The following is a 23876-nucleotide window of genomic DNA, read 5'->3' as shown; positions in this document are numbered from 1 at the left end:
GTCAGGCCGACACGGTCTGCGGCGAAGGCGAGACGGCAATCACCGTTCCCCTCGTCATCAGCACGATCAGTCCGCGCTCGGCGCCCGTCATGTTCAGATAGGCGCTCACCTGCGCAGAATAGTGATCGAGCGTCTGAGCGTCGGGGTTCACGTCGCTCTTCCAGTCGACCACCACGACTGGCCGGCCATCTTCTCCAACTGTGAGCGCGTCGGCGATCCCGGCCGTCGCGGTTTCCACGCCGTCATTCGCCTGGGCGGCATAGACGGGAAATTCGGCCAGGAGACCGGGTCGCAAGGCCGCGATGTCAGGCAGGGCCAGAGTGCGAGCGACACAGGCCGCCAGTTCGTCGGCCGACAGCCCTGTGGCTGGATCGGAGACAGGCGACCGGCCAATCGAGCGGATGAGATCGGCCGCCCGCTCAATCAGCGCCGCCTTGGCTTCCGGGGTTTCCCCGGTCAGCACCTCTTCGATGAGCTTGTGGAGGATCAGCCCGCGCTCCCTGCCTCCCTGCACCGGGGCGACAACTTCCAGTTCGGGGGGCTGGTCGTCAGCCGAGCCGGTCCAGAGGGACGCCTCCTCTTCCCGGAGCACGGTCCCGGCGGCGTTTTCATCGCGGCTGGGTGCAAGCCAGGTCAGCCGCGTCTGGGCAGCAGCGATGATTTCAGCTTCGGCGGCGAAGATCGCGCGTGTCTGGGCGTTGTCCACTCCCGCGCGCGCGGCCGTGAGGCTGGCGGGCAGATGCGAGACATCGAGGCTGGGAAGGTCGGTGAGCGATAGATCGACGAGACCGATCCATGCCGATTTCGACGGCGTGGTGTCGAGACGGGGGAGGACGAGAAGCTCGCGGGCGCGGGTGGCCGCGACATACCAAAGCCGGATGCGTTCGCGGTCCAGCTCTTCCTTTTCCGCCTGGCGCGCCTCGTCATAGCCTTCGGGCGGGACGCCCAGGACCGGGCAATAGAAGGTCTCGGTCTGGCGATCGAGGACGGCGCTTTCGGGCGCCATCACGCCGGTCATGGTGTTGATCGGAATGACGATTGGCCATTCCAGCCCCTTGGCCGCGTGCATGGTGAAGAGCGCAACCGCTTCCTCCTGTGCATCGGGTCGTCCCTCGACGGCGCGGGCCTCGTCGGACCACGCCGTCTCCATGGCCTCGGCAAAGGCGCGCAGACCGCGCACGGCGTAGCCGGTCGACAGGCTGAGATAGAGATCGACGTTGGCGAGCGCGCGCTCAGCCTGGCCGCGATGCCGTTCGAGGAGAAGCGGACGGACGCGCATCACGTCCACCGCCTGCGAAAGCAATTCGTGCGGGGTCGTGCTGTTGCCGCGCCGGGAGAGCGATTGCAGCCGTTCGATGACCTCGCGCGCGAGCGGGTGTGCGATGACGGCCGGGTCGATGCCGAGGTCGAGGCGTGGAATTCGGTCAGGCTGGTCTTCCGAGCGGGGAAGCCCCCAGATGATGTCGAGCAGCTCTTCCTCGGACAGGCCGACCAGAGGCCCGCGCAGCAACGCGCCGAGCGCGAGCGTATCGCGGCGATCGGCCAGGACGCGGGTCAGAGCGATCAGGTCCTGGACTTCCTGGCGGCGGAACAAACCCTTGCCGGCCTGGGTCGCCACGGGAATGCCGCGCCGCTCCAGAGCTTCCTCATAGCGCCACAGCTCCGCGCCGGTCGGCGCCAGCAAGGCGATGTCACCTGGCTGGCAAGGGCGCTCCGCGCCGCTGCGGCGGTCGATTATGGGGTGGCTTTCGATCAGCCGGGCGCACAGCTCGGCGATGGCGTCGGCTTCGGCGTCGCGTTGCTGTTCGGCGCTGGCCTTACCGTTTTCGTCGGCTACCGCGATGTCGAGGGCGGCTACGCAAACGCCGCCCCGATCATCGTGGAACGGATCGAGCGCGGTGAAACCCGGCTGTCCATCGGCCGAAAGGACTGCCTCGAAGCGCTCGTTGACGAAGGTGAGGATCGAGGCGCAGGAGCGGAAATTGGTCGAGATCGATAGAAGGCTGTCGGCGTCCTGAGCGCGGAAGGCGTCGCGCGCCTGGACATAGGCTCCGACATCGGCGCCTCGAAAGCGATAGATCGCCTGCTTGGGGTCGCCCACCAGGAAGAGCGCACCTGGCCGGATTTGGAACTGCGTCCAATCGTCATCACCATCGACCGGCTCGCCGCACAGACGCCAGAAAATCTCGGTTTGCAGGGGATCTGTGTCCTGGAACTCGTCAACGAGGACATGGGCGAAACGCTCTCCCAGCGCCCGTCGCACGGCATCGTGATCGCGCAGCAAGGCGCGCGCGGCGAAAATCAGATCGTCGAAATCGAGCTGGGCGCTGGCGCGCTTGTGGTGGCGATAGCGTTGCAGGATGGGATGCGCCTCGTCGATCAGCGCTGAGAGGGCATGGCCGCCGGCGGCCTGCACAAGCGCGGTCCAGGCATCGCAGCAGGCAGTGTAGTGGATCTCGGCCGCGTCGTTCAGCCGATCGCCGTCGGCCTTGGAAAGACCAGCCTGTTTGGCGGAGGCGACCCATTTTCCCTTCTTGCGATAGGACGCGAAGGTGCCGGATTTGGTGCAAAGGTCCGGGTGGGGCCGCGAGGTCAGGAGCTGGACTAGGCCCGCGGGCGTCGCCGGGTCCGGAGCGGTCGCCAGGGCTGCGGCCATTCCGGCCAGCCGCTCGACGATCGCCACCGTTTCCGGCTCTGCCGCTGCCGTGCCATCCATGAAGCTGGCAAAATCCGCCGCAGCCTGCCGGAACGCTGTCAGGTGGCCGTCAAGCGGAGAGACGGCCGGGGCCGCCAGCGTGGGGCGGCGGCGCAGGTTCTCCCCGATCTTGTGGATCAGCGCCACCGTCTCGCCGGGGCTATGCAGCACCATCTCGGCCAGGATGCCACCTTGTCCGCCAGATAGACGCTCGCGCAACCAGCCATCGACAATCTCAAGGAAAGTGAGATCGGCCTGGTTGCGATCCATCACCCCGGCGCCGGGGTCAATGTCGGCCTCCGCTGGATAGGGCTTGATCAGGCGCTGGCAAAACCCGTGGATGGTCGAGCAGGTGATTTCGTCGATCGCAGCACTGGCGGCGGTGAGATTGCGGCGATGGGCCTCCGACAGGCCATCGGGCAGCGCCACGCGCAGTTCGGTCGCGATGACGCCGGCCGAAAGGTCGGCGACGAACTCGCGGACACGCGAGAGCAATTCGCTTGCGGCGAGTTCGGTAAATGTGACGGCGGCGATGGCGCGCGGGGAGACGCCTTCGGCGAGCATGGCGGCGATGCGCCCAGCCATGACGGCGGTCTTGCCTGAACCCGCGCCGGCCTCGACCAGGATGGAGCGATCATGAAGGCTGATCGCATGGCGACGCGCACCGTCGTCGTTCAGCACTTTAGACACGTTGCTCATCATTCCGCCTCCCAGACCTGAGTGACTTCTCCGAGCCGCTCCGTGGCGGCCGGCATCTTGCGTTTGCAGTAGGTGGCGCTGGCGTTGGCCGGCAGGGCGAAGGCGAGGTCGTCGTAGTCGCCGCCGGTATCCGGTCCAGGCAGGGCCGCGCCGCTGGCGAGACTTGCTCGTGCCGCGCGCAGATAGCCGGTGATCTCCGTCAGCACTGCCTCGGGATCGTCGAGCTGGAGATCAACGGGATCGCGCGGATAGAGCAACGAAGCGCTGATCGTGACGTCATCACCGAGCAGCGCCTTGACCGCGAACGCATAGAGGCAGCGCTGAAGCTCGCGTCCGCCATTCAATCGGATGTCGCCGCGCGGCGGGCGTCCAGTCTTATAGTCGCGCACGAGGGCGCGTTTGCCATCGCCCGCGATGTCGAGCCGGTCGATGTAGCCGGCGATATTGAAGCCGGCATCGGGAATCGTGACCGGCGCGCTCGCATCCCAGGGCGTTTCCGCATCGGATTTCGGAGGTGAGCCGCCGAAGGGAACCTCGCCGTAGGAACGCGCGCCTGGCAGAAGGTCATCGCCATAGGACAGAGCGCGGCTGGCCAGCGCGCGGGCGTCGTCGAGGGTGCGGCCCCAGATGACCGCTGGCGGAACCGGGCGCTCGCTCTCCCAGTCGGCGGCGACGGCTTGCGCGGCCCGCGCCACGGCGGCTTCGATGGTCTGTGCGTCGGCGGCGGCAAGGCTGCCTTCGGTTTCGAGGTCACGCAGGGCTTGGTCGAGAACGAGGTGGACAAGATCGCCGATCCCGAGCGCGTCGAGCACGAGCGGTTCGGCGCTGCTCTGGGGTTCGCGCCATCCGAACGCATAGACCCACACGAAGCTGAGAGGATTGCGCAGCAATCGGCGCAGCGAACTGGCGGACTGGGTCCGACCGAGGATGGCGAGGACGAGCGGGTGGTCAGCCCGCACCAGGCCATCGTGGGACGTGATCTCCACCTGCCGCCAGTCGCGCCAGCAGCCTTGCGCGCTTACGGCTTGCGGATCGGCGACGAATTCCTCGGGTCGGGCCATCAGGCGGTCGGTCTCGCTGAAGGCGTGCGCTGGCGTCGCATTGCGGCGCAGATAGGTCTCCTCTCCATATCCGGCGAGCAGAGGGCTGCGACCCAGGAGGCGCCCGTCGCTGTCGCGCCGTGCGCGCGAGAGGACGACGGTGCCGCCTGTCGTGGTGAGGATCGTCTCGAAATCGCGCCGGTCGGCGAGATTGACCGGCAGCGGATCGAGCACCTGTGTCGGGATGATATGGTCGGGGATCAGCCGGTCTTCGGCGATCCCGCGCGGCCAGCGGGACGAATTGAGGCCAAGCAGCCGCACGAAGCGGCGTGGCGACGCCGCCAGCGCACTGGCCGGCATCCAGGCGATGCAGACGCAGGCTTCCAGTCCGTCGTCCTGTTTCAGGGTCTCGAGCGTCGCATCGACCGAGGCGGCGGGGCCGGCGAGCAGCGCCTTGCGCCAGATCGCGAGGGCTCGGCCCTTGAGGAAGGCTTCTCCGATCTCGCTGGCGGCCTCTGGTCCTTTCGCCAGCGTCTCGATCGCCAGGCGTAAAGCCGGGGTATGATCGGCGCCATCGGGCCAGTCCTCTGTCGCCAACCGGCCTAGCAGGCGGTTCCAGGCGCTGGGCGTCGAGAGCGGTGCATCGCTTGGCAGGACACGCAGCCAGCCTTCGGGCAGCGATGCGAAAGGTCCGCTGTCCCGGCAGAGCGCCGCGAGCCGCCGCAACCGCGACTGCGACAGACCGCGGACGACGATGTCGGCCAGCGCCGCCGCAGCCTGACCATCGCGGGTGCTGACGGTGCGGACGCCGTGGACGAAGTGCAGGTCGATATTGGCGTCAGCGCGCAAAGCCAGGAAATGATCGTCATAGTCGGCTGGCGAGGCGGTCGCGATGGCGATCTCCGAGGGGGCAACGCCCGAAGCGAGCAGGCCTCGCGCCCAGCGCATCGCCTCAATGGCCTCGTGATAGGCCGTCGCCGCGCTGACGGCGTTGATCCCCGGCGCTTGCGCCGGTGCGCGTGAGATCGTGACGCCCGTATCGTCCAGCCATGCGGGAACGCTCCTCGGGCCGGCCGTCCACTGCACGGGGATATGGGCGGTGAGCGCCTGGAGCAGCGGCCGCCAGCACGGCGAGAGTTCGGTGAGCCCGACGATCTCTATCGGACCAAGGACCGCTGGCGCATGGGCGAGGCGCTCGGTCGCGGCGGCGGCGATGTCGAGTGGCCGCAGCATACCGGACGGAAGCTGGTCGAGGACGGCCGCCTCCAGTCGTGCGATGGCAGCGAGGCGTGGATGGTCATCGGCCGCATGCGCGGCAAGGTCGATGCCCGCGCGCCAGGCTTTGTGCAGCGTGTCAGCCGCCGCATCGATCATACCGGGCAGCGTCTTGATGCTCTCCAGTTCGCCCATCGGCGTGGCGGACAGGGCCGCCTGGATGGCCGAACGCAGACTCTCGTCATCGATCGGACGGACAAAACCGCCGGCCAGCCGGACGGCGGCCTGCTCGAAGGACATGATCTGGAGGCCGTGCCGGCCGGCGCGCCCCGCCGCAAGGCGGCTCTCCCGCATGGCGAGGCGGCCGTGAACGACCAAGGTGGATCGATGCGCGATGGTCATGGCCGTCCTCCTTCCGGGTTTTGCTCGGGGTTGTGCGCTGCGCCAGATATCCGATCCATCAAGCTGTGCCGCTGCACGCTTTGCACCGATGGTTGTGACCGATAGACCATTGACCAATCCCCCTTATGGGAATAATAATTACACGGACCGACACGGGTTGTCCATATAGTTTTTATCCTCATAATGGCGAGGCAAGGCACATGGCGGAAGCCGCGACAGCGCTGAAGTGGGGGGTGGGACGCCGACTCGAGTTCATCGAGTTTCGACTGTTCTGGGAGGGCTCGATCAACCGGGCCGACCTTGTCGAGGTGTTCGGCGTGTCGGTTCCGCAGGCTTCGAAGGATTTGACGCTCTATCAGGAGCGGGCGCCCGGCAACATGGAGTACGACACCCGCGCCAAGCGCTACGTCGCCGCCGAAAAATTCGTGCTGCGGTTCCTTGAGCCGGACCCCTACATCTATCTGTCGCAGCTACGCTCGGTTGCCGAAGGGGCTGTGCCCGCGAGCGACTCGTGGATCGCGGCGCTTCCCAGCGCCGATGTGGCGCTGACCCCCAGGCGGGACATCGACATCAAGGTTCTGCGGAAGGTTCTCGACGCGAGCCGGGAGGGCGCCTCAGTCGACGTCTTCTACCAGTCGATGAACAAGTTGCGGCCTGAACCCACTTGGCGGCGGATCACGCCGCATGCCTTCGGGTACGATGGTTTCCGCTGGCACGCGCGGGCCTATTGCCACCTCGAACACAAGTTCAAGGATTTCCTGCTGCCGCGCATCCTCGACGTCGGTGCGAAGGGCGAGCCCGGCGAGGCCGGTGATCGGGATTGGCTCTGGAACAATTATTTCGATGTCATCATCGGTCCCCATCCGGGGCTTACGGCGAGCCAAAAGAAGGTCGTCGCCAAGGATTATGGGCTGGACCAGGGAAATGGCGTGCTCTCGGTTCGCTACGCTATGCTCTTTTACGTTTTGAAGCGCCTGGGTCTGCTTGGTGACGCTGCGAAACAGAGCGCACATACACAGCACATCGTAACAATAAACCGCAAGGAAACTGAAGCGGCGCTTGAGAAGGCGGAGCTTCAGCTATGAAGGACTGGGGGGAGCCGAGCAATGGCGGCAAGGCTTGAGGAGGTAAAGAACGGCGCGTCCGTGCGCGGTGTCGCTTCGGCGCAGCCTGTGCATGTGATTTCGGTCGACTGGATCGGCGACCAGGCGATCAACGTCGTTTTCCGCGATCATAACGGCGCTGTGGCCGAGGCTGTTCTTTACCGCGACGATGAGCACCGTCTCGAGGTCGAGCAGAACGGCCGACCGTGGTCGTTCGATGCCGACGGCGCGTTGCTGCGCCTGGTGACGGAAGCCAACCGCATCAAGCTGGCGCATTATTTTGACCCGTATCTGGCGATTCACACGAGTCTGGTCGATCCGCTGCCGCACCAGATCTCGGCGGTCTATGGCGAGATGCTGCCGCGCCAGCCGCTGCGCTTCCTCCTTGCCGATGATCCCGGCGCCGGCAAGACCATTATGGCTGGGTTGCTGATGAAGGAACTGATCGCCCGCAGCGATCTGGAACGCTGCCTCGTCGTTGCGCCGGGCAGCCTGGTTGAGCAGTGGCAGGACGAACTCGGCCAGAAGTTCAATCTCGAGTTCGACATCCTTTCCCGCGACATGATCGAGAACTCGCGGTCGGGCAATCCATTCAGCGATCGGGATCGGCTGATCGTGCGTCTCGACGTGTTGGCGCGCAACGAGGAGCTTCAGGAGAAGCTCATGAGCGCGCGCGAATGGGACCTGATTATCTGCGACGAAGCTCACCGCATGTCGGCCACCTATTTCGGCGGGGAGGTCAAATATACGCGGCGCTATCAGGTCGGCCAGAAGCTCGGCCAGGTCTGCCGCCATCTGCTGTTGATGTCGGCGACGCCGCACAACGGCAAGGAAGAGGATTTCCAGCTCTTCATGGCGCTCCTCGATGGCGATCGGTTCGAGGGCCGGTTCCGCGACGGTGTCCACTATGCCGACACCGAAGACATGATGCGGCGGTTGACCAAGGAGGAACTGCTCAAGTTCGATGGTCGGCCGCTGTTCCCCGAACGGCGGGCGCGCACGGTCAAGTATCAGCTCTCGGAAGGGGAGGCCGCGCTCTATACCGCTGTCACCGAGTATGTGCGCACCGAGATGAACCGAGTGCAGCGCTTCGCCGAGGCCGATGGGAAGAAGCGCAACAATGTCGGTTTCGCTCTGCAGATCCTTCAGCGGCGCCTCGCCTCGTCGCCAGCCGCCATCTACCAGTCCCTCAAGCGCCGCCGGGAGCGGCTGGAAAACGAACTGGGCGAAGCGCGCCTTGCCGCGAAGGGCCGCAGGGCCGGCGCATCGGAACCGGCGATCAACGCCGACATGCTGCGGAACATCGAGGAGTATGGCCAGGAGGAGATCGACGAGCTTGAGGATCTGATCTCGACGGGCGCGACGACGGCCGAGACGGTCGAGCAACTCGCCCTGGAAGTCGAGACCCTGAAGGGGCTGGAGACGATGGCGCTCGGCGTGCTGCGCTCGGGCGTGGACACGAAATGGAGCCAGCTCAATCGTATTCTCGACGACGATTTGATGATCGACGCGGGCGGCAATCGCCGCAAGCTGATTATCTTCACCGAGCCCAAGGACACGCTGCACTACCTGCTCGACAAGGTGCGGGCGCGGCTCGGCACCCCCGAGGCCGTGGAAGTGATCCACGGCGGCGTGTCGCGTGAAGAGCGGCGAAAGCTCGTCGAGCGCTTCATGCAGGACAAGGACATGCTGGTCCTGATCGCCAACGACGCGGCGGGCGAAGGCGTGAACCTCCAGCGCGGCCATCTCATGGTCAATTACGACCTGCCGTGGAACCCGAACAAGATCGAGCAGCGGTTCGGCCGCATCCACCGCATCGGCCAGATGGAGGTCTGCCACCTCTGGAATCTTGTCGCGGCCGATACGCGCGAAGGCGAGGTTTACGCGCGGCTGCTGGAGAAACTGGAAGCTGCGCGCGAGGCGCTGGGCGGCCGTGTCTATGACGTGCTCGGCGAATTGTTCGACGGCGTGGCGCTGAAGGATCTGTTGTTCGAGGCGATCCAGTATGGCGAGCAGGAGGACGTGAAAGCGCGTCTTTTCCAGCAGGTCGATGGTGCGGTCGATCAGGCGCACTTGCTCGAGCTGCTGCGCCGCCGCGCCCTGACCAACGACACCATGCCGGAAGCGAGGGTCGAGGAATTGCGGCTCGAAATGGAGCGCGCCGAGGCGCTGCGCTTACAGCCCCACCACATCCAGAGCTTCTTCGTCGAAGCGTTCCAGCATCTGGGTGGCAAGATCAAACGCCGGGAGGAAGGGCGTTGGGAGGTCACGCATGTTCCTGTGCGCATCCGCGAGCGGGATCGCCAGATCGGAACCGGTGCCCCCCTCCAGACGCAGTATGAGCGCATCTGCTTCGAGAAGGACAAGATCAACCAGCAGCCGGTCGCCGCCTTTGTTTGTCCCGGCCATCCGCTGCTCGAAGCCGTGATCAGCATGATCCGCGAGCAATATGAGCAGATCATGCGGCAGGGCGCGATCCTGGTCGACGACACGGATGCCGGTGATGCGCTGTCGGCGATTTTCCTGCTGGAACATGTTGTCCAGGACGGCCGCGTCACCAGCGCAGGCAAGCCGCATGTGATCTCGCAGCGGCTCCAGTTCGCTGCGATCGACAAGGCGGGAAACACCGTCAACGCCGGCATCGCGCCGCATTTGAATCTGCGGCCGGCAACGCCGGAAGAGGTCGCCAGCGTGCGGGACCTTCTGGACGAGAGTTGGCTGACCACTGATCTGGAGAAGGCCGCGATCCGGTTTGCGACAGTCGAACTGGCCCAAGGCCATGTCGCCGAGGTCAAGGCGCGGCGTCTGCCCGAGATCGAAAAGGTTGAGCAGGAGGTGCGCGCACGCCTCAAGAAGGAGATCAATTACTGGGACTCGCGCGCCTTCGAGCTGAAGGAGGAGGAGCGCGCCGGCAAGAAGACGCGGGTGAACTGGCAGAACGCGCAGCGCCGCGCCGAAGACCTGGCGGATCGGCAAAAGCGTCGCATGGACCAGCTTGAGCGGGAGCGTTTCATCTCGTCGCAGCCCCCGCGTGTGCGGGGCGGCATGGTCGTCATCCCCCGGGGGCTGCTGCAAGAGCGCCAGGCACCGAGCATTCCGAACCATTTTGCAGAAGACCCGGCCGCGCGCCGCGAGATCGAGCTTGCGGCGATGGCCGCTGTCATGACGGCCGAGCGCGCGCTGGGCAACGAGCCGGCCGACGTCTCCGCCCAGAAGATTGGCTACGACATCGCGTCCCACGATCCGAGGTCGGGGCATCTACGCTTCATCGAGGTCAAGGGGCGCATCGACGGCGCGGACAGCGTGATGGTCACGCGCCAGGAGGTCATTACCTCGCTGCACGAGCCGGAGAAGTTCATTCTGGCGATCGTCTCCGTCAACGCAGGCTTCGCTCACGCGCCGCGCTATGTGCGCGGCCCGCTCGTGGAACGGGAACCGTCGTTCCTTGAGACTGCGATCCAGTTTGACCTCCGACGCCTGCTGGAGCGGGCGCAAGAGCCGGCATAGGGGGTGACATGACCGGCATCGCGGATTTTTCCATCCTGGCCCCCGTGCCGCTGGAGCACCTTCAATCGGGGGGCGCTATCGCCGACGCCACGGGTTTCGTCGCCTTCGGGTCGCGCAAATGGGAGCTGTTTCGCAAGGTTGATGAACTGCGAGGCGGCGCGCGGGTGCCGGTCCTGATCTATCCGTCACATGAGGATGTGCCCGCCAAGCTGAGCTTCGTCGTGTCCTGGCTGGGATGGTATGCCGGCTGCGAGGAAAGCGGTAACGGCAAGCATTCAAAGGGAATGGTGCATCGACCGCCGACGACAGGCCAATATGCCGCCGACAATCAGGGCCACTGGGCGGTATTCTGGCATGTTTGCGATCTGCACGAGCTGCCCGCCGGGCAGCGGCTGCCGATCTCCGCGATCCAGACCATCAAGGGCGGCTGGCGCAAGACGGCGCCGCCGCGGGGACCGGAATTGGTCGCTACGCCGTCGACGGTGGAGCTTTCGCTATGAGCGTGAGCCACCAGATCGAAACCGTTGCTGCCGATCCACCCGACTATTTTCGGTCGATCCAGGAGCGTGCGACCAAGCGCTGGGATCAGCTTGAGGCAGACCCGGAGCTGGCTGGCCCTTGGCACCAGCTCTTCAAGCAGGTCCAGAGCCCGCGGCACATCCTGTCCGAGTTGCTCCAGAACGCCGACGACGCCGGCGCCAGCGAAGCGCGGGTGTCAATCGAAGACGACCGCTTTGTGTTCGAGCACAATGGCGAGGACTTCATCGAGGCCCATTTCGCCTCGATTTGCCGCTTCGGCTATTCCAACAAGCGCGCCCTGCACACGATCGGCTTCCGAGGGATCGGATTCAAGAGCACGTTCAGCCTGGGCGACCGCGTTGAACTGTTTACGCCGACGCTGGCGGTGGCCTTCGAGCGCGTGCGGTTCACCCAGCCGCATTGGATCGGCAGCCGTCATCCGACAACTGGAACCACGCGCGTCGAAGTGGCGATCGCTAACCCGCTGCTGCGCCGAGAAGTCGAGAAGAACCTCGACGAGTGGCTGAAGAGCCCCGTGTCGTTGCTGTTCTTCAAGAAGATCCGTCGCCTTCAGATCGGCGATAGTGAGGTGCATTGGCAGAGTCTCGGACCCGGCCCCATCGCGGAGAGCGAATGGATGGCCTTGGATCAGAAAGCCGAAGATCCCTTGCTCCTCGTGCGTTCGGGAGAGGAATCCTTTCCGTCGGAAGCGCTCGACGAGATCCGCCAGGAGCGGATGCTGGGGGCCGAGGATGGTGGTGATTTCCCGCCCTGCCGGGTGGAGATCGTGCTGGGCGCAAAGGGCCGCCTCTATGTCGTGCTGCCGACCGGCGTCGAAACGGCGCTACCTTTTGCCTGCAATGCGCCCTTCATCCAGGATCCGGCACGTCTCAAGATCAAGGATCCGGAGACCTCGCCAACCAATCGCTGGCTCCTGAACCGCGCTGGCGAGTTAGCCGCCAGGGCAATGATGGAGTGGCTGGAGCAGACGAAGACCGGCCCGCAGGACCGGGCGGACGCCTACGGTCTGCTGCCGGACGTTGATCGAGAGGCCGCTACGCTCGAGGGGGCATGTGGCGCGATCGTCGAATTAGCGTTCGACGGCGCCGTAGAAGGCAAATCGATCCTCCTGACCGAGGAGGGGAGCCTGGTCGAAGCGAAGGCCGCGATCACCGTCCCACGGTCGATCTTTGAGATCTGGCCGGCTGACCAAGCGATGGCGCTGCTCGATACCAAGTCCCGGCCGGCGCTTTGCCAGCATGTCTCAGCCAAGAACCGGACCAAGCTCGTTCACTGGGGGTTGATCGAGGAGTTCTCGAAGTCGGACTTGCTGGAGCGTCTGCGCAGCAAGCATCTGCCGAAACCTGCGACCTGGCGCCATCTTCTGAACCTGTGGACCTATATCGCGCCAGAGGTGACGGGCTGGCAGTGCCATGATGCCGACGCCCTGCGGATCGTGCCCGTGCAGGGCAAGGAGGTGCTCTACGCGGCGTCGGAGATCGTCCGGCTCGGTGAAAAGAAGTTGCTTCAATCGGAGGAAGATTGGGAGTTCCTTGCCAGCCATCTGATCGTCCTCAACCAGAACTGGACTCGATACCTCGCCGATCAGCGCCGGGACAAGGCGGAAGGCGGAAGCCGCAACGATCCCGTCGAGGCGGCCTTCGCGGTGCTGGAGGAGATCGGTCTCGACGGGACGAGCGACGTCAACGCGGTGATCGAGCGGGTCGCCGCCGACTATTTCGGTTCCGGTCAGGCGAAACTCGTCGAGTGCGTCCAGCTTGCCCAGATCGCGGCCAAACTGGGTGTCACGATCGGAGACTCTTTCCGATATGCCTGCGCTGACAGAACACTGCGGGCGATCAGTAATAGCGTGTTGTTCGACGAGAATGGCGCGCTGGAGGAGCTGCTGCCGGAGGCGATCCGAAAGGCGCAACTTCTGCATGGCGACTATGTCGCGAGTTTCAAATCCTGCACGCGGGAGGATTGGCTGCGCTGGGTGTCGTCTGGCCGTTCGGGGCTTCAGACGATGGCGCCCCTGGTCCAGAAGCGGCAGAGCCTTTACGGGCGACAGCAGCTCACAGCGGAAGCGCAGGCGCGCGGCGCCCGCAGCGCGCTGTACTATCCCTATGTCACCAACCAGTTCGTCATTGAGGACTGGGATTTCCCTGCGGACTATTGGCGGCATTGGGAGGTGCTGGCGAAGACGGACGCAGGCATCTGGACGAAGATCGTCGGCAAGATCCTGGATCAGCGCGACACTTATTGGTCGCGGGCCGTCAGCGCTCGGCTGTTGCAGGTAGCGACCACAGGGTCCACGCGATCGATTTCATCAGAGCGCCTGCTGACCGACTGGCTGCTGAAGCTGCGGGCCAAGCGCTGCCTTCCGGATACCCGCAACATGGTCCAGCTTCCGGCGGATCTCGTGCGCAGGACGCCGGAAACGGAGGCGTTGATCGATGTGGAGCCTTTCGTGCATGGGCTGCTCGATCGCGAAACCACCCGCCCGCTGCTCGACCTTCTTGGCGTCCGCAGCACGCCGAGCGGTCCCGGGCGTCTGCTCGACCGGCTGCGCGCCCTGGCCAAATCCGACAAGGCTCCGGCCCATGAGGTCGAGAAATGGTATCGCCGCCTCGATCAGATGCTCGACGGATGCTCGACCGCCGACGCACAGAACATCAGAACCGCCTTCAAGACGGAGAAGCTGATCCTCGCCCAGGACGGGACGTGGGTGACGTCCGGCGGTGTCTTCCTAGCGGGGGACGAGGAGGATGTTCCCGGCGCTGCGGTCGTGCGCGCGTCGGTGCTCGATCTCAGCCTGTGGCATCGTGTCGGTGTCGCCGATCGCCCATCGGCGGACCTGGCGCTGCAATGGCTCGGGACACTGGCCTCGGGAAAGGTGCTGTCGGCCGACGACGCCCGGCGGGTTCGCACGCTGCTAGTCCGTTACCCCACGCGCATCTGGGAAGAGTGTGGACACTGGCTGAACCTTGTGGGCGAGTGGGCGCCGGTCGAGATGCTCGCCTTTGGCCTGAGCATGCAGACCCTGTTCCGGTGGAGCCACCTGCACGAATGGGTCAAGCGCAAGACCGCCGATTTTCAGCGGCTATCGGGAGAAGTCGTGCAGGCGCCGCCATTCTCGGCATTGCCGGCGCTCTCGGACCTTGTCGAGGAACACTTCAATCAGCCGTCGCTGCTCGCCGGCATGGAAGATCGCCGCGCCTGGCTCACCGCGTTCGGAAATCAACTCGGACGGATTGAGCTTGCCGATGCCGGCGAGACCGAGCGTGTGCGGGCGCTGGCGGAGGCGATCGCTGCGACGAGCTGGGTCCAGACCCCAAAGTTGGAGGTCGTTCCCTATCTCGATGGCGTCCCAGCCGGCACCGCGCGGCTCACCGACATCCTATGGCTCGAGCGCAAGCTGTTTGTCAGCCCGCTGTCCAAGGCCAAGCTCGCCAAGCGGGTGCCGGAAGAGATCGGTAGGAGCCTGAGTTCGGATATTCGCGCGGCGCTGGCCTATGCGTTCGAGCGCTCGCCGGAGGACATCAGGGAATATCTCGAAGAGAATTTCACGCTTAGCCCAGAGCACATTGTCGTCGCACCGACGGTGGCGACGCAGCCCGTTGCCGAACCCGGCGATGACGACGGCGTCGATCAGGTTGCCGAAGACGCGCAGAGCGATGCCGAGCTGACAGACGTGGCTGATCTACTCACGGCGGAAGATGAAGCCACGCCGCAGCCTGTACCCACGCTGCCCACGGGGGAGCCCGACCGTGAACTGATCGAAACGGAGCTGGCGACCAGGCCCCGCGCCGCGCCCAAACCGCCCCGTCCGAGCGTCATGGCGAGATTTGCGGCGGCCCAGGGCTATAAGGCCGATGGCGAGGATCGTTTCTTCCATGCGGACGGAAGCTGGATAGGCCGCGCCAATGGCACGCGCTTTCCATGGGAGCGTCGCTCGGCCGGTGGCGAGATCCTGCGGCATTATTACCCCAAGGACCATTGCCTGGAGCACGAACCGCTCCAGCTCGAAGCCGACGTCTGGGGCCTGCTGGACCAGAAGCCGGAACTCTACTCATTCATTCTCATCAACCCGGAGGGTGGTCCCGTCGAGATGACGGGCGCTCGCCTGCGCACACTGCGCGACGGCGGCGAACTGACCATCCATCCCGCAACCTACAGGCTTGTTTATGACTTCGACGACTAACACCAAGAAGAAATTGATCGAGGTTGCGATCCCACTTGAAGCGATCAATGCTGCTTCGGCAAAAGAAAAGGGTAGCCCCTTTCTAAAAGGTCATGCACGCTCGCTCCACCAATGGTGGGCAAGGCGGCCAATTGTTGCCTGTCGGGCGATTATTTTCGCTCAGCTCGTTAATGATCCGTCGAGCGATCTCGACGCTTTTCCTACACCTGAGGCGCAGGAGACTGAACGAAAGCGCCTGTTCGCTATCATCGAGGAGTTGGTGCAGTGGGAAAACTCGACCAACGAAGAAGTGCTGGAGCGCGCCCGCGCGGAAATCCGTAAGAGCTGCGGCGGCGAGCTGCCGCCTGTATATGACCCCTTCTCGGGCGGTGGCTCAATACCGCTAGAGGCTCAGCGCCTTGGCCTGCCTGCCTACGGATCAGACCTGAATCCGGTCGCGGTTATGATCGGAAAGGCGATGATCGAGATACCGCCGAAGTTTAAGGACAAAAAGCCGATCCATCCAGGCGCGAAAGACCGGCAGTTCTACAGTAACGCTGATGGGCTTGCAGAGGACATAAGATATTATGGTGAGTGGATGCGCGAGAAGGCTTGGGAGCGCATCGGACACCTCTACCCGCAAGTCGATCTGCCCAAAGAGTATGGGGCCAGTAAGGCGACGGTGATAGCCTGGATTTGGGCGCGAACAGTACCCAGTCCCGATCCTGCGTTCGCCAGCGTCCAGGTGCCGATCGCGTCGAGCTTCCTGCTGAGCAGCAAAGCCGGCAAGGAGGCTTGGGTTGAACCCATCATTGATAAGCAGGCGAAGACCATCTCCTACCTGATCAGGCATGGGGGGACCAAAGCTGAAATCGCGGCTGCGAAAGAGGGTACCAAGGCGGGACGCGGCGCGAATTTCCGCTGCCTCATGTCGGATACGGCTATTACGCCCGCGCACACCATAGCGGCGGGAAAGTCCGGCAAAATGGGGCAAGTCCTCCTCGCTATAGTGGCCGAAGGTAAAGGCGGTCGCGTCTATGTTGCTCCGACTCCCGAGCATGAAGGCGTAGCATTTTCTGCCCAGCCGAGCTGGCGGCCTGAACAGCGTCAACCTGAAAACCCTCGTTGGTTTTCACCTCCCGCCTATGGAATGGAATCCTTTGGGGATCTGTTCACCAATCGACAATTAGTCGCGTTGAATACCTTCAGTAGTCTGATCCAAGAAGTACAGGCGCAGATTAACGCCGACGCTCTGGCCGCGAATCTCTCTTCCGAAGCTGCTCCGTTGCGGGATGGTGGCCAAGGCGCTCAAGCATACGCTGAAGCTGTAAGTTTGTATCTCGCGTTTGCGGTGGATAAGTCTGCTGATTACGGCAACAGTATCTGCGGGTGGAACTCGACGAACCAGAACATAAGACAGCTATTTGCTCGACAGGCTGTTCCCATGAGTTGGGATTTCGTTGAAACTAACTCTTTCGGGAAGATGGCAAGCTTTTCTGGATTTTGTGAGAGCGTTGCTGGAGGACTGTCAGGAGTCTGGCCAGCGTCTAGTGGGAGCGTCATTCAGGCGGATGCCGCTACTGCAAGATTTCCAATACAGAATTGCGTTATATCGACAGATCCTCCCTATTACGACAACATCGGTTATGCAGATCTATCTGATTTCTTCTATGTATGGCTCAGGAGAGCTATAAAGGATATTTTTCCAGATGTAGCCAGCACTCTCTCCGTTCCCAAAGCTGAGGAGCTGGTCGCCACGCCATATAGACATGGAGGGCGCGACGAAGCAGAGAATTTCTTTCTACGTGGAATGACGGCGGCTATTACTAGCATAGCAGAACAGTCATCAGATGATTGGCCTGCTACGATTTACTACGCATTCAAGCAGAGCGAAATCGAGGAGGAAGGCCTTTCATCGACAGGGTGGGCCACTTTCCTTCAGGCTGTGATCTCAGCGGGTTACTCGATTGTCGGAACTTGGCCGGTGCGTACTGAGCGTGCGGCTAGAACAATCGCCTCTGGCACCAATGCCCTCGCCAATTCAGTTGTTCTAGTCTGCCGCAAACGGCAGGACACGGCTGGAGCAATCACTCGAGCTGAGTTCATCCGTGCGCTGAAACGCGAGCTGCCGCCGGCAATCGCCGAGCTTCAGGCCGCTAATATCGCGCCTGCCGACATGCCGCAATCGGCCATAGGCCCAGGCATGGGTGTCTTCTCACGCTACAAGGCGGTGCTGGAATCGGACGACAGCCCGATGGGTGTCAAGACCGCGCTGCAACTGATCAACCGGGAACTGGACGAGTATCTGGGCGGTATCCAAGGCGAATTCGACGCCGACACACGCTTTGCCATCACTTGGTTCGAGCAGCTCGGGACGGGCAAGGGGGACTACGGGGTCGCCGACAATCTCGCCCGCGCCCGGGGCATCTCGGTCGATAGCGTCAAGCACGCTGGCATCGTCGAAAGCGCCGCCGGCAAGGTCCGTATTCTGTCGCGTGATGAACTCGACGACGAATGGGACCCGGAGGAGGACCGTCACCTGACGGTATGGGAATGCCTCCAGCATCTGGTCCGGCAGCATGAGAAGGACGGTATTTCCCACGACACCGCTGTTCTGCTCAAGAAGATCAACACCCAGGCCGAGGCCGTGAAGGATCTCGCCTACTGCCTCTACGACATCAGCGCCAACAAGCGGAAGGATGCGAAGGAGGCCACGGCTTACAACGCCCTAATCGCCGACTGGGCCGAGCTGACGAAGGCGGCGGCGGCCATCCACGATACGCGCGGCGATCGTCAGATCCGGCTGGATATTTAAGGGGGAACGGAACGTGGCAAAAAGTACGCGCCAGTATGTGTTTGAGGGTATGGAGCTGCTGCCCGCAGCGCTGATCCCCTTCGTCGAAAAGAGGCTCGAAACCTCGCTCAGGGGGCATTGGCAGGTCCAGGTTCTGGAGAAGCTGCCGAACCTGCGTCCCAACAGCAGCGGCGAAGTCGGCTGGGACCAAGCCGCGTTGTTCAACGCGATGGACCGCTTCTGGAGCGAGGCGTTCAAGGCGGTGCTTGGCCGCGCCGAACGCTCGTTGGTCAATGAGCTGGGCGATGTCCGCAATAAGCTCTCGCACAACGAGACCTTCACATACGATGATGCCGAACGCGCGCTCGATTCCATGCGGCGCCTGATGGAAGCGATCAGCGCCGGCGAAACGGCGGAACAGCTCGGCAAGATGCGCGACACCATCCTGCGCACGAAGTTCACCGAGCTTCAGCGCAACGAGGAGCGGCGGAAAACCCAGCGTCTTGAGATTTCGGTCGAGACCGTGGCGGGACTGCTGCCGTGGCGTGAAGTCGTCGAGCCACACCAGGATGTCGCCACCGGCGAGTTCCAGCAGGCGGAGTTCGCGGCGGACCTCGCCAAGGTGCATTCTGGGAGCGCGCCGCCGGAATACCGCGATCCGCGTCAGTTCTTTAGCCGTACCTATCTGACGGAGGGCTTGAGCACCCTGCTGGTCGGTGCTGCGAAGCGGCTGTCCGGCAGCGGCGGGGATCCCGTGGTCGAACTGCAAACCAACTTTGGTGGCGGCAAGACGCACTCGATGCTGGCGCTCTATCACATGGTGGGGCCGACCCCGGTCCAGGACCTCTCCGGCCTCGATCAACTGCTGGAGAAGCAGGGGCTCAGTGTGCCGAATGCCATCAACCGCGCCGTGCTCGTCGGCACATCGCGCGGACCGCAGGACGTGCTCCACGCCGAGGGCGACCGCAAGATTCGCACAACATGGGGTGAACTCGCCTGGCAGCTCGGCGGTGCCGACGCTTTCGCCATGGTCGCGGAGAACGACGCCAGCGGCATCGCGCCGGGCTCGAATCTGCTGGAGGCGCTCTTCAAGAAATATGCGCCGTGCCTGATCCTGATCGACGAATGGGTCGCTTACCTGCGTCAGATCTACAAGGTCGAGGGGCTGCCCTCGGGATCGTTCGATGCGAACCTGTCCTTCGTCCAGTCGCTGACCGAGGCGGTTAAGGCCAGCCCCGGTACGCTGCTGGTCGCGTCACTGCCGGCCTCGCAGATCGAGGTTGGCGGCGAAGGCGGTCAGGAAGCGCTGGCGCGTCTCAAGCAGACCTTCAGCCGCGTGGAGTCCTCGTGGCGGCCAGCGAGCCAGGAGGAGAGCTATGAGATCGTCAGGCGGCGGCTGTTCAAGGACATCCCCGGCGACAAGTTCCATCACCGTGACAACACGCTGAAGCAGTTCGCCAAGCTCTACCGCGAGAACGCCAACGATTTCCCGCAAGGCTGCGCGGACGAGGATTACCGGCGCAAGCTGGAGAAGGCGTATCCGATCCACCCCGAGCTGTTCGACCAGCTCTATACGAGCTGGGGTTCACTCGAAAAGTTCCAGCGCACACGCGGCGTGCTGCGCCTCATGGCGCAGGCGATTCACGAGCTATGGATGAATGCCGACCCGTCGGTGATGATCATGCCCGGCAGCGTGGCGGTAAGTTCGCCGCGCGTGGAGCCGGAACTGCTCCATTATCTTGACGTGAGTTGGCAGGCGATCATCGCCGGCGATGTCGATGGCACGACGTCCACGCCCTACAAGGTCGATCAGTCGGCGCCCAACCTGAACCGCTATTCGGCGACGCGGCGCGTCGCGCGCGCGATCTTCATGGGCACCGCGCCCACGGCGCAGCAACAGAACACCGGCCTCGACGACAAGCAGATCAACCTCGGCGTCGTACAGCCTGGCGAACGCCCGACGATCTTCGGCGATGCGCTCAGGCGGCTGACCAACCAGGCCAAGTTCATGCACGCCGATCTTGGCCGGTACTGGTACTCGATGTCGGCGAGCCTCAATCGTATCGCGGCCGATAAGGCCGCGCAGATCGAGGCAGCGCTGGTCGATGTGACGATCGATGCGGAACTCGGAAAATATGTGAACGGCCTTGCCGATCGCGGGCATTTTGATGCCGTGCAGGTCGCGCCAGCCTCGTCGGCCGAAGTTCCCGATGAAGCCGGCGGTGTTCGCGCCGTCGTGCTGGGTGTCAAATATCCCCACAATGGCCGCGATGGCTCTGACGCGCTGGTAGAGGCCAAGGACATTCTCACGCAGCGCGGCAGCACGCCGCGCGTCTATCGCAACATGCTGGTGTTCATTGCCGCGGAAAGCCGTCAGCTCGATCATCTGAAAGACGCTGTTCGTGCTTCGCTGGCCTGGGGGGAGATCGTCCGCGACACGGAGCGGTTGAACCTTACCCAGAGCGATAGCGCGTTGGCCAAGACGAAACTGGCCGAAGCGAACGAGACGATGAAGACCCGCCTGAAGGAGGCGTGGTGCTATCTCCATTATCCCGCCCAGGAGAGCGCCCAGGCCGATTGGGAGTGGGTATCGGGCAAGATCCCGGCTCAGGACGGTTTGTTGGCGCGGGCCAGCAAGAAGTTGGTGGCCGAGGAGGGCCTGCTCACGGAATTGGGGCCGTCGCGTCTCGACCGCGATCTCCAGAAATATATCTGGAACGACAGGCCGCGCCTGTCGCTCAAGGATCTGCGGGAATATCTTAACCGCTACATCTATCTGCCGCGCATCAAGGATCAGGGCGTCCTGATCAAGGCTGTGCAGGCTGCCGTGAAGGGCATGTTGCCTGGCCCCTTCGCCTATGCAGAGCGATGGGACGAGAAGTCGGACACCTATCTGGGGCTGGCGATCGAGCGCGCGGGAAGCGCCGTGGTCGTGATCGACGGCGATAGCGTCATTGTGAGGCCGGAGGTGGCCGAGGCGCATCGTCCGGCTCCTGTGCAGCCTGGGTCCGGCGACGCTACCCCAGGAACCGGCGGCAGCACGCCGGCGCCCGATGGGCTGCCCGCGGATGACGTGCTCTCGGCTCCGCAACCGGAAAAGAAGCCGACGCGCTTCTCCGGCGCCGTGATGATCTCACCGGAGCGTCCGGCCCGAGACATCCATCAGATCGTCGAAGCAATCGTCGAGCAACTCACCACGTTGCCGGGCAGCCAGGTGAAGATCCGGCTCGAGATTGACGCCGAAGTGCCGGACGGTCTCGATCGCGCCAAGGTTCGGACGCTGGTCGAGAATGCCAATACACTTGGATTCATAGAGAAATCCGTAGAGTGATAGCCGGTCGGCGCTCTCTGGTATGGCCGGGGAGCGCCGACGAACTTTGTCGCCACGCTGGGAAATCGCTTTGACAAGCCTCGCAGCGTCTTTGTCAGACATTCGGGATAAGGGGGCTCCCCGGACGATTTCCAGGTGTGAGTATGAATTTTCGACATCTGCGGTATTTCGTGGCGGCTTCCGAGCATGGGAGTTTCCGCAAGGCGGGCGTAGCGTTGGGCGTTCAGGAGTCCACGATCAGCCGCCGGATACGCGACCTGGAAGACGGGCTCGGCTCGGCACTGTTTCACCGTCACAGTGGCGGTGTATGCTTGACCGTTGCCGGACAGCGGCTTTTGTCGAAAGCCCAAAAGGTTCTTCGATACATCAATGAAGGCGCGGAGATCGTGGACGCGGTGGGTCGCGGCACGGAAGGTCAATTGCGCGTGGGCATCTTCTCGTCCCTGGCCTCGGGGTTTCTGCAAGACCTTCTCCGGACCTTCGCGGCAGAGCACCCCGGCGTGCATGTCGAGGTTGCTGACGGCAATCCCGCGGAGCATGTCGCCGCGATCCGGCAGTTCCGGTTGGACATCGCCTTTCTGACGGGGACATTGGAGTGGCCCCGATGCGAGACCACCTACCTCTGGTCGGAACGTGTTTTCGTGGTGCTGCCGGAAGCACACGCCCTTGCCCGGAAGGAGGAGGTGAAGTGGCATGATCTGGCGCACGAGACCTTCATCGTTAGCGATGTACCGCCGGGCCAGGAAGTCCATGACTATTTGGTCCAGCGGGTCGCCGATCTCGGCCATCACCCGAAGATTCAGGCGCAGTTTGTCGGGCGCGACAATCTGTTGACGCTCGTCGCGATCGGCAGCGGGCTTACGGTCATGAGCGAGGCGGCGACAGCAGCCCATGTGCCGGGCATCTGCTATCGGCCGATTATCGGCGAAGTCCTTCCCTTCAACGGCGTGTGGTCGCCAAAGAACGACAACCCGGCGCTCAGGCGCTTTGTCAGCATGGCGAAGACGATGGCGCGTCGTCAGGGCGTGGATTTATGAACTGGCATCGCCCGCGGGCTTCGCGCGCCGGGCCTTGGCGAAGCCGCGATCGGTGGCGATGAAGCGCTCCAGCATCGGTACGATCAGCTTCACGGGATCGCGGACAGGCTGGCCAGTCTGCCTTCCCAGCAGCTCGGCATATGCCGCGAGATCCCGGTGAAGCGACGCGGGCAGATCCAGCGTGGCCTTCACCGGCTTTTCCTCGGTGATCGGGCCGAGCTTCAATTTCGTCATGTCAGCCTCCGTAAGGTTCGAGGACGAGATCGCGGGTGACGATCACGCGGACAGGGAAGCCTGGCCGGATCGTCAGCGTCGGCGCGACGTTGAGCTGGCGCCGAACGATCTGCTGACCAGCATCATTGATCGTGTCCTGGCCGCCATTGCGGATGGCGCGCAGGAGCCGGTCCTGGTCATCAATGGCAAGCTCGGACCCGACTGACAGAAGCGTCGAGAGCCCCGCCGCTTTGGCGAGATCCCACCAATGGTAATCGACGCCGTCTTCCAGACCGGCATAGCCCTGGGTATCGGCTCCGGGCTGACGTTCGAGCACAATGGACCGGCCGTTCGGGAGAATGAGCCTGTTCCAGACGAGAAGCACGCGGCTCTGCCCGTATTGGACGCTATTGTCGTACTGGCCGATGATCCGGGTGCCTTGCGGAATGACGAGGATGCGGCCGGTCGGGCTATCGTAGATGTTCTCCGTCACCTGCGCGGTGATTTGTCCAGGCAGATCGGAGCGGATGCCGGTGATGAGGGCGGCCGAGATGACCGCGCCCGCCTGGAGAACATAGGGCGATGCTGGCGCCATGATGCGGTCGGCCGCAATGGTGCGGCGGTCGACGGGAGCATTGAGGAACGCGAGTTGTCGATCTTGAGCCGTCTCGGCGCCTGGTTGTGTGCCAGCTCCCACGCCGGCAAATCCCGGGACATTCGGGCCAGCGGTCGCCGACGTTGCGGCCGGACCGGCCTGGAAAAACACGCGGCTGGTGCGTGCGGCCTCCAATTCGGCGAGGCGACGTTGTTCCTCGGGATCAGGCCCCGGCGCGGCCATGGCGGGCGGCACGACAGGATGCCCCTGATTTTGCGCGCTGACGATCGGGCGGCCGAGGTCTCCAGGCAGCGCCGGGCCGAGGACCGGGCCGGTGTAATCGCGTGGCAGGCCGGCCAGGCCGTCGGCCGTGGTGCGGTTGTCGGTCGAATAGAGTTCGTCGGCGCTCTTGCCGGGATCGCGGGTCTGGAGCGCGTAGATGAGAGAGCCGCCGATACCGACGAGGGCAACTGCGGCGACGCCGGCGAGCACTTTGCGCGACAGCCGGGTGACACGCGGAGGTTCCGCCCGCAGACGCATGGA

General features: G+C 63.8%; 11 protein-coding genes. 7 read left to right on the top strand and 4 right to left on the bottom strand.

Annotation, left to right across the window (positions count from 1 at the left end):
- Position 1 precedes the first annotated feature (1 nt).
- Both VH88_RS11655 and VH88_RS11650 read right to left on the bottom strand, forming a co-directional pair.
- Positions 2-3397, bottom strand: a complete 3396-nt coding sequence (locus VH88_RS11655; RefSeq protein ID WP_197071070.1) for an exodeoxyribonuclease V subunit beta — start codon at positions 3395-3397, stop codon at positions 2-4.
- Positions 3394-6051, bottom strand: coding sequence for a PD-(D/E)XK nuclease family protein (locus tag VH88_RS11650; protein ID WP_045811408.1), 2658 nt, complete (start codon positions 6049-6051; stop codon positions 3394-3396). The genes VH88_RS11655 and VH88_RS11650 overlap by 4 nt, the downstream gene beginning before the upstream one ends.
- A gap of 200 nt (positions 6052-6251) precedes the next feature.
- Here VH88_RS11650 and VH88_RS11645 point away from each other — a divergent pair, with 200 nt between their 5' ends.
- From VH88_RS11645 to VH88_RS11615, 7 genes are all read left to right on the top strand, one after another.
- Positions 6252-7136 (top strand): WYL domain-containing protein, encoded by an 885-nt coding sequence (locus VH88_RS11645; protein WP_045811407.1) that lies wholly within the window; start codon positions 6252-6254, stop codon positions 7134-7136.
- Between the two features lie 21 nt (positions 7137-7157).
- Entirely contained in the window at positions 7158-10661 is a 3504-nt protein-coding gene (locus tag VH88_RS11640) for a helicase-related protein (RefSeq protein ID WP_045811406.1), read from the top strand.
- A gap of 8 nt (positions 10662-10669) precedes the next feature.
- Positions 10670-11161 carry a hypothetical protein gene (locus VH88_RS11635; protein ID WP_045811405.1) on the top strand — a complete coding sequence of 164 codons (492 nt, stop codon included), beginning with the start codon at positions 10670-10672 and terminating at the stop codon, positions 11159-11161.
- Positions 11158-15384, top strand: coding sequence for a sacsin N-terminal ATP-binding-like domain-containing protein (locus tag VH88_RS11630; RefSeq protein WP_045811404.1), 4227 nt, complete (start codon positions 11158-11160; stop codon positions 15382-15384). The genes VH88_RS11635 and VH88_RS11630 overlap by 4 nt, the downstream gene beginning before the upstream one ends.
- Complete coding sequence (locus VH88_RS11625; RefSeq protein ID WP_045811403.1) at positions 15368-18178, top strand: DUF1156 domain-containing protein; 2811 nt, start codon at positions 15368-15370, stop codon at positions 18176-18178. Before VH88_RS11630 ends, VH88_RS11625 begins: the two co-directional genes overlap by 17 nt.
- Before the next feature lie 49 nt (positions 18179-18227).
- Positions 18228-21488 (top strand): DUF499 domain-containing protein, encoded by a 3261-nt coding sequence (locus tag VH88_RS11620; protein ID WP_231576665.1) that lies wholly within the window; start codon positions 18228-18230, stop codon positions 21486-21488.
- 143 nt (positions 21489-21631) lie between these two features.
- Positions 21632-22525 (top strand): LysR family transcriptional regulator, encoded by an 894-nt coding sequence (locus tag VH88_RS11615; protein ID WP_045811401.1) that lies wholly within the window; start codon positions 21632-21634, stop codon positions 22523-22525.
- Here VH88_RS11615 and VH88_RS11610 read toward each other — a convergent pair.
- Positions 22520-22759, bottom strand: a complete 240-nt coding sequence (locus VH88_RS11610; RefSeq protein WP_045811400.1) for a DUF2274 domain-containing protein — start codon at positions 22757-22759, stop codon at positions 22520-22522. The two genes, VH88_RS11615 and VH88_RS11610, sit on opposite strands and share 6 nt — an antisense overlap.
- 1 nt (position 22760) lies before the next feature.
- On the bottom strand, positions 22761-23873 hold the full coding sequence (locus tag VH88_RS11605) for a TrbI/VirB10 family protein (RefSeq protein WP_231576667.1): 1113 nt from the start codon (positions 23871-23873) through the stop codon (positions 22761-22763).
- Positions 23874-23876: the final 3 nt, after the last annotated feature.

Source organism: Brevundimonas sp. KM4, from assembly GCF_000964075.1.
Lineage (GTDB): Bacteria > Pseudomonadota > Alphaproteobacteria > Caulobacterales > Caulobacteraceae > Brevundimonas > Brevundimonas huaxiensis.
This window is presented reverse-complemented; position numbering and strand designations above follow the sequence as displayed.

Coding starts and splice junctions, on each gene's coding strand:
- VH88_RS11620 (WP_231576665.1), top strand. CDS start 18,228: ATGGAGCTGCTGCCCGCAGCGCTGATCCCCTTCGTCGAAAAGAGGCTC.
- VH88_RS11625 (WP_045811403.1), top strand. CDS start 15,368: ATGACTTCGACGACTAACACCAAGAAGAAATTGATCGAGGTTGCGATC.
- VH88_RS11655 (WP_197071070.1), bottom strand. CDS start 3,397: ATGATGAGCAACGTGTCTAAAGTGCTGAACGACGACGGTGCGCGTCGC.
- VH88_RS11635 (WP_045811405.1), top strand. CDS start 10,670: ATGACCGGCATCGCGGATTTTTCCATCCTGGCCCCCGTGCCGCTGGAG.
- VH88_RS11650 (WP_045811408.1), bottom strand. CDS start 6,051: ATGACCATCGCGCATCGATCCACCTTGGTCGTTCACGGCCGCCTCGCC.
- VH88_RS11630 (WP_045811404.1), top strand. CDS start 11,158: ATGAGCGTGAGCCACCAGATCGAAACCGTTGCTGCCGATCCACCCGAC.
- VH88_RS11645 (WP_045811407.1), top strand. CDS start 6,252: ATGGCGGAAGCCGCGACAGCGCTGAAGTGGGGGGTGGGACGCCGACTC.
- VH88_RS11640 (WP_045811406.1), top strand. CDS start 7,158: ATGGCGGCAAGGCTTGAGGAGGTAAAGAACGGCGCGTCCGTGCGCGGT.
- VH88_RS11605 (WP_231576667.1), bottom strand. CDS start 23,873: ATGCGTCTGCGGGCGGAACCTCCGCGTGTCACCCGGCTGTCGCGCAAA.
- VH88_RS11610 (WP_045811400.1), bottom strand. CDS start 22,759: ATGACGAAATTGAAGCTCGGCCCGATCACCGAGGAAAAGCCGGTGAAG.
- VH88_RS11615 (WP_045811401.1), top strand. CDS start 21,632: ATGAATTTTCGACATCTGCGGTATTTCGTGGCGGCTTCCGAGCATGGG.